The organism is Kitasatospora sp. NPDC090308 (assembly GCF_044769485.1).
Lineage (GTDB): Bacteria > Actinomycetota > Actinomycetes > Streptomycetales > Streptomycetaceae > Kitasatospora > Kitasatospora fiedleri.
Window position 1 is genome coordinate 62,541 of the sequence record NZ_JBIVXY010000005.1, and the last position, 13,142, is coordinate 75,682.

A 13,142-nucleotide genomic window follows, 5' to 3' on the forward strand; every position below is an offset into this window, starting at 1 on the left:
TCCGCCACCTGACGGCTTGCACCGGTCGAGTCGTTCACTCGCCCGCGCAACCCGGCGGCCCGCCGGGCACCCACGGTCGGCCCCGCCCCGGCCGAATCGCTCCCCCGCCCCGCCACCGGCTGAGGCCGGCGGCCGGTCGGCCCGCGCCGTCTGACGGACCGCCGACCGGCCGCGCCTCTCGCGTCGCGGGTTGCGGCGAACGGCTGAGCCGCTCCGCGCGTCGCCCGTCGGCGCCGTGGCCTGCGGTCGGCCGTGGCTAGTCTCCGGCCATGGTCACCCCCGAACGCACCCCGGAGCGCGCCGCCGCGCCCGCGCCCGGGTCCGCGCACAGTGCGCCGGCGGCTTCGCAGCCGCAGGCCCCGCGGCCTCCGCAGGCCCCCCGGTCCCCGTCGCACGGCCCGCTGGCCCGGCGGGTCGCCGATCGGCTGTCCGTGCAGTTCCGCGTCCCGGTCGAGCCGCAGTACGAACCGGTCGGGCAGCGCTGGACGCTGCGCTGGTACGACGGGCCGACGGTGGACGCCGTCCGGTGCGCGTTGGAGCGGCTGTTCCCGGACGGGGCGGCCGGTGCCTTCGCGGTGCGCCGGGACCTGACCACCCGGGCGCTGGCGCTGGCCGCGATCCGGGAGACCCGGGCCGGGGCGATGCACCGCTCGGTGGGCAGTTGGGGCCAGCGCTACCACCTGGAGCAGTTGCTGGCCGGGCAGGAGCACCCCGACCGGCCGACCGACCCGCGCGAAGCGGCCATGCTGGAGCGGCTGTTGGCGGCGGCGACCATCGAGTCGGCGCGCGGCCCGGCGGCCCCGGACCTGTCCCGGGCGTTCGACCTGGTGGCCCGGGACGGGGTGGCCTGGCTGCTGCCCGAGCACCGGCTCGCCGGGCCCGCCGACCGGGACGCGCTCGCCCTCGCCCCGCTGGAGTACCTGACCTCCCGCTACGCCACCGGCGTGCACCGCACCGCGTGGGAGACCGCGCTGGCCGTCCTGCCGCTGCGCACCGCCGTCGCCGCCGCCCACCGCGACCCGCACCCCGACCCGGACGCCGCCCGCGCGGCCCTCGCCCTGCTGCCCGCGCTGCGCGCCCAGGTGTCCGCGGAACTCGACCTGATCGGCGAACGCCTCGCCGCCTCAACCACCCAACCAGCCGCCGAACCGGCCACCGCAACGGACACCGACCCGGGCGCGGAATCGGACCCCGCAGTCACCGGAGCCGTCACCGCCGCCACCGCCTGAGCCCCCGCCCGGCAGCGTATCGATCCACATTCTGCCTGTTCACGGCCGTTTCCGGTAGGACCGAGCGCACGTCCGTCCTCCCTTGTCCGACCCGCCCCGCGGGCCGCAGACTCGTCCGCATTCCCCCCTTTGGACGAGATCGATGGGAGCCGTGTGTCCTCACACGTGGATCAGGAACTGGCGTTGCGGGCGCGGGTGCTGCTGGCGGGCAGCGAGCCGCCCACCCCGTGGCAGGCGTACCGGGCGCACCGCCTGCTGGCCGGGGACAACCCGGCGGTGCACCTGCCGAGGCTGGCGCTGGCGGCGATCGAACTGACCCTCCACCAGCCGGTGTTGCTCCGGCCGGATCTGCAACGGGAGCTGCTGGCCGAGGCGTTGGCCGTCGCGTCGGCCATCGCGCCGGACGACCCGTACCGGCCCGAGGCGCTGCGGCGGATCCGGAAGGCGTACGTCGAGCGGGCCGAGCAGCTCGGCCTCCCGCTGCCGGAGGAGTGGATCTGACGGTGCGTCAGAGTTCCGCGTCGCGGGCCAGCAGGGCGGCCTGCACCCGGTTCTCGCAGTCGAGTTTGGCCAGGATGCGGCTGACGTAGGTCTTCACCGTCGCCTCGCTCATGTGCAGGCGGGCGCCGGTGTCGGCGTTCGACAGCCCCTCGCCGAGCAGCTCGACCACGGCGCGTTCGCGGGCGGTGAGCACGGCCAGTCGGCGTCTGGCCTGTTCGCCGCGCGCGGCCGCCGGGCCTTCGGCGAGGCTGTCCACGATGTGCCGGGTGGCGGCCGGGGAGAGGAAGGCGTGGCCGGTGGCGGCGGCCCGGACCGCCTGGATCAGCTCGCCCGGCGCGGTGTCCTTGAGCAGGAAGCCGGCGCCGCCGGAGGTGATCGCCCGCAGGACGTTCTCCCGTTCGCCGAAGGTGGTGAGCACGATGGCCCGGGTGCCGGGCGCGGCGCGGGGCAGTTCGGCGAGCGCGCTCAGCCCGTCCAGGACCGGCATCCGAATGTCCAGCAGCAGGACGTCCGCGGCGAGTTCGCGGGCCAGCCGCAGCGCCTGCGCCCCGTCGGGGGCCTCGCCGACCACCTCGACGTCCGGGGCGGAGGTGAGGATCATCCGGATGCCGGCCCGGATCAGCGGCTCGTCGTCGGCCACCAGGACACGGATCACGACCCGTCCTCCCCTCCTGCGCCTGCGCCCGTTCTCGGCTCACACCTTGCCATGGAAGTGCTGCTTCTCCACCAGCAGGCCGTCCTCGAAGCAGAACCGGACCACGTCCTGGTCGCCGTCCAGTCCGCTCTCCCGGTCCCCGGCGAACCAGCGGCAGTGCGCGCCCGCCGGCACCGGCGGGCCGATCTTCCGGAAGTCGTGGGTGAGGAACTCGCTGCCGACCGGCAGCCGTTCGTTGACGGACTGCTCGCTCTGGCCGACCTCGATGCTGTCGTACAGCCGGGCCGGGACGGTGGCGTCCCGCATCGAGCTGACGAACATGACCGCGCCGAGCACGGCGACCGCGGCCACCACCCCGAGCACCGCGAGCGCGCCGAGCGCGCAGCCCATCGCGGGGCTCCGGCGGCGCTTCTCCGGTTCGGCCGACTCGACGGCCAGCAGGGCGAGTTCCTCGTCCTCGGGTTCGGCGGCGCGGGCCCCCTCCGCGGTGTAGGGCAGCATCCCGGCCAGCCGGAAGCCGCCGTCCGGCAGCGGCCCGCTGTGCACCATCCCGCCCAGCAGCCGGGCCCGTTCGCGCAGCCCGGTCAGGCCCTGCCCGCCGGAGACCGCCGCGGCGCCGTCCCCGCCGGGGCCGTTGACCACCTCCACCACCAGGGCGTCCGGCTCGTAGCGGACGGTCAGCTCGATCGCCGCGCCCGGGGCGTGCTTGTGCGCGTTGGTCAGGCCCTCCTGGGCGATCCGGTACGCGGCGTGGCCGGTGGACGCGGGCAGCGGGCGGGGCGGGCCCAGGTGGCGCAGCTCGATCCGGGCGCCGGCCGCGCCGGAGGTCTCGACCAGGCGGTCGACGGCGTCGACGCCGCCGGGGGCGGTCGCGGTGTCCTCGCGCAGCAGGCCGACCACCTCGCGCAGTTCGCGCATCGCGCCGGTCGCGGCCTGCCGCAGCACGGCGACGGCCTCGCGCTGCTGCTCGCCGAGGGTGCGGTCGACCTCCAGGGCGCCGGTGTGCACGGCGATCAGGGCGAGCTGGTGGCCGAGGCTGTCGTGCATGTCCTGGGCGATCCGGTGGCGTTCGCGCAGCCGGGCCTGCCGGGCGATCATCACGCGTTCGCGCAGCAGTTGCGCGTTGTGCTCGCGCAGGCTGGCGAGCAGGGCGACGCGCTGGGCCCGGTAGCGGCCGATGACGGCGGGCAGCACGCCGATCAGCAGGTACCCGGCGACGCACAGGCCGAGCAGGACGGGCAGCGGGAAGTGGTCGCGCCGGTTCTGGAGGACGCCGACGCCGACGGTGCCCAGGAAGCCCAGCGCCAGCACCGCCGGGGCCCGCCACGGGCGGCCGATCCGGCGGCCGGCCGAGTACCCGGCGGCGACCAGCAGCGGCAGGAACCCGGTCGGCCCGCCGACCCCGGCCGCCGACGCCACCAGCACCGTTCCGGGCAGCCCGCGCCGCAGCGCGAACAGCACCGCGCACGCCCCCACCACCAGCCCGGACGGCCACCCGCCGCTGTCGCCCGCCTGCAACAGCGCCGCGAGCCCGCACACCAGCAGCCCGCCGAGCACCTCCCGGCCCGCCGCCGCCCATCCCCAGGGCCCGGGGAACGCCCGCCCGATCCACGTCCGCATCCTCACCCGCCCGACCCTAGCCACCCCGCCCCGGCCCCCGATGCCCCCGAAAGTCGCCCGCCCGCCCCGACCATCGTCGCTCCGGGCCCTCCGCGGGCGGAGGGGTGGGCGGGCGGCCGGGGCGCGGGCCCGGGGGCGCGGGGGCCGGGGCCGGTCAGCCGTCCGTGCTCGGGGGGTGGACGGTGAGGTGGCCGTAGGGCGAGAGGGTGGCGGGGAGGTCGCCGGGGGCGTGTCGGAGGGTGGCGTCCAGGAAGGCGAGGGTGGTCGCGGCGACGAGGTGGGGGGCGGCGGTGCGGCCCAGGGTGCCGACGATCGAGGGGACCGGCGGCAGGTAGAGGGGGGCGTCGGTGAAGCTGAGGTGGGCGGTGTCGGGGACGGTGAGGCGGTAGCTCGTCGCGGTGTCGGCGGCGAGGGCCTCGGTGAGGCGGGGCAGGTAGCGCGGGTCGGTGCTCGGGGTGAGGTCCTGGGTGAGGGCCAGTACCGGCTGGTGCAGGGCGGGGGTCGCGGGGCCGTGCGGGAAGCCGTCCAGGTCGATGACGGCGTCGATCCGGGGGTCCCGCCGGGCCGCCTGGAGGGCGGCGGCGCCGCCCATGGAGTGGCCGGTCGCGGCGACCCGGCCGGTGTCCAGGCGGCCGGCCAGCGGGTCGGTGCCGCCGGCCCGGTCCAGGTCCTCCAGCCGGGTGAGGACGAAGCCGAGGTCGGCGGCCCGGACGGCCGTCCAGTCGGCCGCGAGCCGCTCGTCGGTGTCCCGGTCGCCGCTGGAGGCGGTCGCGGCGCGGACCGTCCGGCCGTCGTCGAGGACCACCGCCGCGGAGTCGTACGGGTGGTCGACGGCGGCCACCAGGTAGCCGTGGCCGGCCAGTTCCTCGGCCCAGGCGGTGTTCTGGGTGCGCGCCCCGCCCGAGCCGGGGGAGAACAGCACCACCGGGAACCGCTCGTCCCCGCCGGCCACCGGGGCGTCGGCGACGGCCCGGGTCCGGGCGTGGGCGGCGCCGTCGAACAGGAAGTCGGGCAGCCCGACGCCGTCGGCGAGCGCGTCGGCCACGGTGCGCGCCTCCTGCGGCGTGCGCCCGAGGTACGGGGCCCGCGGCGTGCTCGCGGGGCTGGGCTGCGCGGGGTACCAGAGCTGGACGACGACCGTGCGCCGGTCGTCCGGGTCGGCGGTGAAGGTCTCCGGGCGGTCCTGGTCGGTCCACTGCACCACCCGGGTGCCGACCGCGAAGGGGCCCGACGGTTCGGGGAACACCGGCACCGGGAACGCCCAGGCGGCCACCGGCCCCGCCGCGATCAGCCCGAGGCAGGCCGCCGACCCCGGCAGTGCCAGCCACCACGGGGCCCGCCGGGCCGGCCGGGCGGGGCGACGGCGCAGCCGCCGCAGCGGCGGGGCCAGGACGGACGACAGCGCGAACGGCAGCGCGACGGCGCCGCCCGCCAGCACCGGCAGCAGTTGCCAGCGGACGCCCAGCCCGCCCAGCACGGCGGCGGACAGCGCGAACACCGCCCCCGCCGCGACGGCGGCCCGGGGGCGGGCGGCCGGGGGAAGCCAGCGGGCCGCCACCAGCGCGACGGCGCTCAGGACGGCCAGGAACTCCGGGAGGGACAGCGAAAGCCCCGTGATGGTCTCGGTCACGCCGCCATCCTCGGCGCGGGCCGCCCCCCGCCACATCGCCCCCGGGTCGCCTCCGCACTGCCCCCGCGGTCGCAGCCGAACACCCCTGGCGGGCGGCCGTTCTGCGACCCCGGGAGGTACCGGGACTCCTCCTGCGGTCGTACCCCGGCCCGCCGCCCTCCGACGCCGGGTGCATGTGCGCCGCCGCCCCCGCGGCCTACCGTGGCAGCACCGCGCGACGCGACGCGGCGCACCCAGGCACCAGAGCACCAGAGCACCAGAGGACGGGAACGCGTGTGATGACCGAGGCCGCCGCAGGGCCCGGCAGGGCCCACCCCGGACCCCGCCGGGAGACCGCACGGCGGGCGGGGACGGCCCTGCGCCGCCGGATCGAGCAGCTCCAACTCCCCTCCCCCGTAAGGGAGTCGCTGCCGACGGCACTGCTCCTTTCCCTGCTGCTGCTCCACGTCGCCGCCACCCACGCGCCGCGCGAACTCCCGGTGGCCGCCGCCCTCACCACCGCGCTCGTGCTGCCGCTGCGGTGGCGGCGCCGGGCCCCGCGCGCGGTGTTCGCCGCGGTGGCCGCCGCGGCCGGCGTCCAGTGGCTGGTCGGCATCCAACTGCCGGCGGACGCCGCCCTGTTGGTGGCCCTGTACGCGGTGGCCTCGCACGCCGGACGGCCAGACCGGGTGCGACCCGACACGGCGGGGCCCGATACGGCGGGGCCCGACACGGCGGTACGGCTCGACACGGCGGCGCGGCGCGACACGCTGCTCGCCTGCGCCGTCCTGACCGGCGGGGCCCTGCTGGCCTGCCTGCGCTGGACGACCGGAGGGGCGTTCCAGGCCCCCTTCCTCGCCCTGACCGCGACGGTGGTCGCCACCGCCACCCTGGGCACCAACGCGCGGACCGGCCGCGCCTACCTCGCGGTCCTGGCGGAACGGGCCGCGCGCCTGGAGCAGCAGCAGGACCAGCAGGCCCGGCTGGCCGTCGCCGAGGAGCGGACCCGGATCGCCCGGGAGGTGCACGACATCGTCACCCACAACCTGTCCGTCATGGTCGCGCTCACCGACGCCGCCGTCCACGCCCGGCACCACTCGCCCGACAAGGCCACCGCCGCGATGCTCCGGGCCGCCGAGACCGGCCGGCAGGCCCTGACCGACATGCGGCGCTCGCTCGGCCTGCTGCGCACCGACGAACCGGACGCGCAGCGCCACCCGCTGCCCGGCATCGCCGAACTGGCGGACCTGGCCGACCGGATGCGCGCCGCCGGGCTGCCGACCCGCGTCGACGTCCGGGGCGAGCCCGCCCGGCTGCCCGCCACCGTCCAACTGACCGTCCACCGCCTGGTGCAGGAAGCCTTGACCAACACCTTCAAGCACGCCCCCGCCGGCACCCGCGCCGAGGTCCGGATCCGCTGCACGGCCACCGCCGTCACCGTGGACGTCACCGACGACAACCCGGGCCCGCCCCCGTCCTCGGGACACGGCGCCCCCGGCCACGAGACCCCCGGCCACGGCATCGCGGGCATGCGCGAACGCGTGGCCGCCCACGGCGGGACGCTGCGGGCCGGACCGCTCCCGGGCGGCGGCTGGGCGGTCCGCGTCCGCCTCCGGCTCGACGGCGTCCCGGCGGCGTCCGCATGACGATCCGGGTCCTGATCGCCGACGACGAAGCCCTGCTCCGGCTGGCCTTCGGCACCATCCTGGACGCCCAGCCCGACCTGACCCCGGTCGGCGAGGCGGCGGACGGCGCCGAGGCCGTGCGCCTCGCCCGGGAACTGCGCCCCGACGTCGTCCTGATGGACGTCCGGATGCCCGGCACCGACGGGATCGAGGCGACCCGGCAGATCACCCGGCTCCGCCCGCGCAGCAAGGTGCTGATCCTCACCACCTTCGACCTGGACGCGTACGCCTTCGCCGGGCTCGGCGCCGGCGCCTCGGGCTTCCTGCTCAAGAACACCAGGCCCGAGGAACTGCTCACCGCGATCCGCAACGTCGCCGCGGGCGACGCCGTCCTCTCCCCCCGGATCACCCGCCGCCTGCTGGAGGACTTCCGCCCGTACCTCCCCGACGGCGCGGGCACCGACCGCGACGAACGGCTCGCCCGCCTCAGCGCCCGCGAACGCGAGGTGCTCGTCCAGGTGGGCCGCGGCCTGTCCAACGCCGAGATCGCCGCCGCCCTGCACCTCGCGGAAGCCACCGTGAAGTCCCACCTGGGCCGCGTCCTGCACAAACTCGACCTCCGCGACCGCGTCCAGGCCGTGGTCTTCGCCTACGACTGCCACCTCGTCCGCCCGACCTGACCAACCCCGGCCACCGCCCGCCAGGACGTCCGGCCCAACTCGCCACGGCCACCGCCCACGAGACGTCCGGCCCGCCAGAACGTCCCCGTCAGGGCGTCCCCGCCAGCCGCGCGATCAGCACCGCGATGTCGTCCGCCCCGGCCCGTCCCTCCACTCCCCCTCTCCGCCCCTCCCTTCCCCCGGCCACCCCCGCCCTCCAGGACGCCCCGGTCAGGGCGCCCCCGCCAGCCGCGCGATCAGCACCGCGATGTCGTCCGCCCGGTGGCCGTCGTGGCGGGCCTGGCCGAGGAGGAGGTCGGCGAGTGGTTCGAGGGCGGAGGTGGGGGCGTGGGCGAGGGTGGTGCGGAGGCGGTCGATGCCCTCGGCGAGGGGGGCGGCGGCGGATTCGACCAGGCCGTCGGTGTAGAGGACGAGGGTGGCCCCCGGCGGCAGCCGGATCTCGGTGGCGGGGAAGTCGAGGCCGTCGTCGATGCCCAGCAGCGGTCCGCCGTCCAGGTCGAGGACGGTGGTGCGGCCGTCGGGTGCGCGCAGCAGCGGCGGGGGGTGACCGGCCCGGACGGCGTGCAGGGTGCGGGTGGCGGGGTCCAGGCGCAGCAGGCAGCAGGAGGCGAGCAGTCCGGCGTCGAGGTCGACGAGCAGGTGGTTGGTGCGGCGGGCGACCGTCTCGACGGGGTCGTCCCCGCTGGCGAACGCCCTTACCGCGCTGCGGAGTTGGCCCATGAGCGCGGCGGCCTTGACACTGTGCCCCTCGACGTCGCCGATGATCAGGACGACGCCGCCGTCGGGGGTGGGCAGGACGTCGTACCAGTCGCCGCCGATCTCCATGCCGCGGGTGCCGGGCAGGTAGCGGGCGGTGATGTCGAGGCCGGGGACGGCGGGCAGCCGGTGCGGCAGCAGGGCCTGTTGGAGGCCGCGGGCGACGGCGGACTCGGCGTCGTAGAGGCGGGCGCGTTCGAGGGCCTGGGCGATCAGGCCGCCGAGGGCGGTGAGGACGGAGCGGTCCTCGGAGGTGAACACCCGGGGGCGGTCGAAGCCGAGGATGAGGCTGCCGACGGGGTGGCCGGAGGCGATCAGCGGGAGGAAGGCCCAGGCGGCCATCTCGTCGCGCGGGATGCCGGGGTAGGCGGCGGAGAGTTCGTTCCCGGACTCGAAGAAGATCGGCGCGCCGGTGGTGAACACCTCGGTGCCGGGCAGCCGGGCCCGGATCGGGGTGCCCTCGAACGGGTCGAGGAAGCCGGCGGGGTAGCCGGTCTCGGCGACCAGGTGCATCCGTCCGCCGCGGGCCAGGTAGAGGGCGAGTTCCTGGCCGCCGAAGCCGGGCAGGATCTGCTCGGCGACGGCGTCGGCGACCTCGCGGACGGTGACCGCCTCGGTGAGCGCGGAGGCGAGTTGCAGCAGGTGGTAGACGCCGCCGAGGGAGGCGGGGACGGCGGGCGGGGCCTCGGGGAGCGGGGTGTCCTCGGTGGGGGCGGCGGGCACGATCCGGCCGGTGAGGCCGTGCGCGTCGGGGTAGAGCGAGAAGGCCAGCCAGTGGCCGGGCGGGCGGCGGGCGAGGAACGCGGTGGGCTGCTGGGCGAGCATCGCGGAGCGGTAGCGGTCCTCGTAGGCGGGGTCGGCGAGCCAGGACAGCGCGTCCCAGGGGCGCCGGCCGAGCAGTTCGGCGCGGGGGGCGTGCAGCAGCAGTTCGGCGCTGTGGTTGACGTAGCCGATCCGGCCGTCCGGGTCGAGGGCGAAGACGCCGTCGCGCAGGCGTTCCACGGCGGCGGCGGTGGCCGCGGCGGCGCTCGCGTCGACCACGGCGACGACCAGCCGGGCGGAGCCGGTGACGGGGTGCCCGGACAGGTCGAGCTGCCGGGTGCCGCCGCCGGGGTCGCGCAGCCGGACCCGGTGGGTGAACGGCTGGCCCTGCCGGGCGGCCCGCCGGGCGGCTTCGCGCAGCGGGGCGACGTCCTCGGGGACGATCCGGTCCAGCAGGGCGGCGGCGCGGCCGTCGTACGGGCCGGTGCCGAGGATCTCGCGCAGCCGTTCGTCGGCGGTGAGCCGGCCCTCCGCCAGGTCCCAGTCGAGGAAGCCGAGCCGGATGCCGTCGCCGCCGGGCGCCGGCAGCGGCACCACGACGGGCGGGCGCTCCCCGCGGACCCGGTCGCCGTACGGCAGCAGGCCGGTGGCCAGGCGGTTCCCGGCGGTGCGCAGCTGGCGGCGGGTGGCGGCGGGCGGGCGGGCGCCGCCGGCGGGCCAGAAGACGGCGATCACGCCGAAGGTCCGGTCGCCGACGGTGACGGGCGTGGTGGCGGAGGCGTACGCGTACGGGAGCCCGACGGCGAGGCGGGGGTAGCGGCGCATGGTGTCGTCGGCGTCGGCGAGCACGACGGTGCGGCCGGCCCGGTAGGAGTCGGCGACCGGCAGGGGCGCGGCGACGGCGATCCGCCGGAACGGTTCGATCAGGCTGAGCGGGATGCCGACGACGGCGGCGACGGCCAGCGAGCGGCGGTCGGCGGAGTGCAGGTAGAGCACGCCCCCGTACGCGGCGGTGGCCCGGACGGCGCGCAGCAGGCCGTCGGCGAGCAGCGCCTCCGCGGCCGCGCCCCAGCGCGGGCGGGCGGCACCGGGCGGGGGGCCGGTGCGCGTCGCCGGTTCGGGGTCGGTCCGTGGGGGCGGGCCGGACGGGTCCGCCGGGACACCCGGGCGCATGTCTCACTCTGTACGCCGCCGTCGGGGTCGAGTCAAACGGGGGACGGTGTCGCTCCGTCCGGGTGACGCTCCACGGCGTGTCGGTACGACAGGTACGGCAAGGGGATCATCTGCCGGTATGGCGATCCCCTCCACCGTGCCCTCCAGCGCTCCCGGCACCCCCGGTGCCCGCGGCACCCGCACCCGCGCCCGCCGCTCCGGGCCGGGACGCCGCCACCGCCGGGGCCTGGCCGCCCTCACCGCGCTCGCCACCCTCACCGTCGGCTGCTCCGCCCTGTACGCCCAGGACCCCGCCCGCACCTCCGCCCCGGCCGCCCCGCCCGCCACCGGCGCAGCCGCCGTACAGGCCGTCCCGGCGGCCCAGGCCCAGGCCCAGGCGGGCCAAGCGGCGCAGGCCCAGGCAGCGCAAGCCGCCCAGGCAGCGCAGGCCGTTCTCGCCGCCCAGGCCGCGCTCGCCGCGATGCCCGCCGCCCGCCCGCAGGCCGCCGCCGGGCAGGAGCTGAACGCCCGGGTGTCCGCCGCCGAGCAGCAGGCGGGCATGCAGCAGGCCCTCGCCGCCGCCCGCCGCTGGGGCCTCGCCGCGCTCCCGCTGCGCGCCCCCGCCCCGCCCGCCGTCAAGCCCGAGCTGGCCGACGGGCCGGGCGTCAAGCGCGCCCCGGGCCTGCCGCCGGTGGTCTACCGCGTCCCGACCACCGACAAGGTGGTGTTCCTGACCGTCGACGACGGCGCCGAGAAGGACCCGCAGTTCGCCGCGATGGCCGCCGAGCTGGGCGTCCCGATGTCCGCGTTCCTCTCCGACTACCTGGCCCGCTCCGACTACGGCTACTTCCGCGCCCTCCAGGCCCACGGCGTCACGCTCAACAACCACACCCTCACCCACCCCGACCTGCGCCGCCTGGACGCCGACGCCCTCCGGCGCGAGATCTGCGACCAGCAGGACCACCTCCAGCAGGTGTCCGGCACCCGCCCCCGCCTGTTCCGACCCCCCTACGGCGAGTACACCGAGGCCGCCCTGCGCACCGCCGCCTCCTGCGGCGTCACCGCCTTCCCGCTGTGGAACGAGGAAGCCTTCCCCGACCACCTGGAGTGGCGCTACGCCGACCAGAAGTTCCACCCCGGCGACATCGTCCTCACCCACTTCCGCGCCCCCTCCACCGACTGGAAGGGCACCATGCCCGACATGCTGCGCCGGGTCGTCGACGCCGCCACCGCCCAGGGCTTCGCCATCGCCCGCCTGGAGGACTACCTCTGAGACCCCGGCCCCGTTGAGACCCCGGCATCGAGACCCCGGCTCCCGTCCCGTCCCCGACGGTGCGCCGTCAGGCCCGCGTCCTCGCCTCCGCCGTTTCCGCGTCCGCCACGTGCGCCGCGTCCGCCACGTGTGCCGTGTCCGTCGCGGTGGTCGGGTCCGTCCGGTCGCCGGGTGCGGGGGCGACCGCGACCCGGGGGAGGGCGTGCGGGTGGTGTTCGCGGAGGAAGCCGATCAGGTGTTCGCGCAGTTCGCAGCGGAGCTCGAAGGCGTCGCCCGCGTTGGCGGCGGTGGCCAGGGCGCGCACCACCAGGGTGGTGGGGGTGGTGTCGACGACCTGGAGGGCGCTGCCCTCGCCGTCCCAGTGCGGGTTCTTGGCCAGGTAGGTCTCGAACTCGGCGCGCAGCAGGTCGACGGGGGTGCTGTGGTCGAGGTGCAGCAGCGCGGTGCCGGTGATCCGGTCGGAGCGGCGCGACCAGTTCTCGAACGGGCGGCCGGCGAAGTACGACATCGGCATCACGATCCGCCGCTGGTCCCAGGTGGCGATCACCACCGCGGTCAGGGTGATCTCCTCGACGGTGCCCCACTCGCCGCCGACCACCACCACGTCGCCGATCCGGGCCAGGTCGCCGAAGGCCATCTGGATGCCCGCGAACAGGTTGGACAGCGCGCTCTGCGCGGCGATGCCCGCGACCACGCCGACCAGCCCGGCCGAGGCCAGCAGACTGGTGCCGACCACCCGGACCGCCGGGAAGGTCATCAGCATCCCGGCCAGCGCCAGCAGCGCGATCGCCGCCTGGAGGATCCGGCTGAGCAGCCCCACCTGGGTGCGGGCCCGCCCGGCCCAGGCGGCGTCCCGGCGCCGCACCGCGAGCCGCACCGCCCCGTCCAGCACCAGCGCGGCGGCCCGCGCGGCCAGCCAGGCGCACGAGCCGATGGTGGCGAGCACCAGCAGGTGCCCGATCCCGCCGGGCGCCCGCACCCACGGCATCGCGGCCAGCAGCAGCCCGCAGCCGGTCACGGCGAGGATCGGGCGGCGGCAGCCGCGCAGCACCCGGGGCACGTTCCCCGCCCGCACCGAGAGCCGACGCGTCGTCACCTCCACGACCCGGTCGACCCCGTACAGCACCAGGGCCACCGCCGCACCGACCACCACCAGCCGCACCGCGCTCCACCACCACACCTGCCCTGCCTCCTCACCACTCGGCTCCGGGTCCTCCGCCCGCCTTTCCGTCCCCCGTGCGTTCACACCCCCGGGCGGGGCATACGCACGAGTGCCGTCC

Annotated in this window: 10 protein-coding genes; 5 read left to right on the plus strand and 5 right to left on the minus strand. The window is 77.1% G+C overall.

Translation table 11 applies throughout. The features are described from left to right. Positions 1–269 precede the first annotated feature (269 nt). Positions 270–1,229 carry a hypothetical protein gene (locus ACIQVD_RS13490; RefSeq protein ID WP_402288759.1) on the plus strand — a complete coding sequence of 320 codons (960 nt, stop codon included), beginning with the start codon at positions 270–272 and terminating at the stop codon, positions 1,227–1,229. A 153-nt stretch (positions 1,230–1,382) separates the two neighbouring features. Then, the gene (locus ACIQVD_RS13495; RefSeq protein ID WP_402288761.1) at positions 1,383–1,730 is read left to right on the plus strand and encodes a hypothetical protein; all 348 of its coding nucleotides are present in this window, start codon (positions 1,383–1,385) and stop codon (positions 1,728–1,730) included. Between the two features lie 7 nt (positions 1,731–1,737). On the opposite strand, the gene ACIQVD_RS13500 is transcribed toward ACIQVD_RS13495, so the two are convergent. The 3 genes from ACIQVD_RS13500 to ACIQVD_RS13510 form a co-directional block, all read right to left on the minus strand. Beyond that, entirely contained in the window at positions 1,738–2,385 is a 648-nt protein-coding gene (locus ACIQVD_RS13500) for a response regulator (RefSeq protein ID WP_402288764.1), read from the minus strand. A 39-nt stretch (positions 2,386–2,424) separates the two neighbouring features. Beyond that, the gene (locus ACIQVD_RS13505; protein WP_402289499.1) at positions 2,425–4,005 is read right to left on the minus strand and encodes a sensor histidine kinase; all 1,581 of its coding nucleotides are present in this window, start codon (positions 4,003–4,005) and stop codon (positions 2,425–2,427) included. A gap of 154 nt (positions 4,006–4,159) precedes the next feature. Next, complete coding sequence (locus ACIQVD_RS13510; RefSeq protein ID WP_402288766.1) at positions 4,160–5,671, minus strand: alpha/beta hydrolase family protein; 1,512 nt, start codon at positions 5,669–5,671, stop codon at positions 4,160–4,162. 242 nt (positions 5,672–5,913) lie between these two features. On the opposite strand from ACIQVD_RS13510, the gene ACIQVD_RS13515 reads away from it, so the two are divergent. Beyond that, a complete protein-coding gene (locus ACIQVD_RS13515) occupies positions 5,914–7,260 on the plus strand; it encodes a sensor histidine kinase (RefSeq protein ID WP_402288769.1) in 1,347 nt (448 codons plus the stop codon). Next, complete coding sequence (locus ACIQVD_RS13520) at positions 7,257–7,919, plus strand: response regulator (protein ID WP_400685753.1); 663 nt, start codon at positions 7,257–7,259, stop codon at positions 7,917–7,919. The genes ACIQVD_RS13515 and ACIQVD_RS13520 overlap by 4 nt, the downstream gene beginning before the upstream one ends. 210 nt (positions 7,920–8,129) lie before the next feature. On the opposite strand, the gene ACIQVD_RS13525 is transcribed toward ACIQVD_RS13520, so the two are convergent. After that, on the minus strand, positions 8,130–10,610 hold the full coding sequence (locus tag ACIQVD_RS13525; protein ID WP_400685756.1) for a SpoIIE family protein phosphatase: 2,481 nt from the start codon (positions 10,608–10,610) through the stop codon (positions 8,130–8,132). A 118-nt stretch (positions 10,611–10,728) separates the two neighbouring features. Here ACIQVD_RS13525 and ACIQVD_RS13530 point away from each other — a divergent pair, with 118 nt between their 5' ends. Next, complete coding sequence (locus tag ACIQVD_RS13530) at positions 10,729–11,862, plus strand: polysaccharide deacetylase family protein (protein ID WP_402288773.1); 1,134 nt, start codon at positions 10,729–10,731, stop codon at positions 11,860–11,862. Between the two features lie 67 nt (positions 11,863–11,929). Here ACIQVD_RS13530 and ACIQVD_RS13535 read toward each other — a convergent pair whose 3' ends face one another. Then, on the minus strand, positions 11,930–13,042 hold the full coding sequence (locus tag ACIQVD_RS13535; RefSeq protein ID WP_402288775.1) for a mechanosensitive ion channel family protein: 1,113 nt from the start codon (positions 13,040–13,042) through the stop codon (positions 11,930–11,932). Between the last annotated feature and the right edge of the window lie 100 nt (positions 13,043–13,142).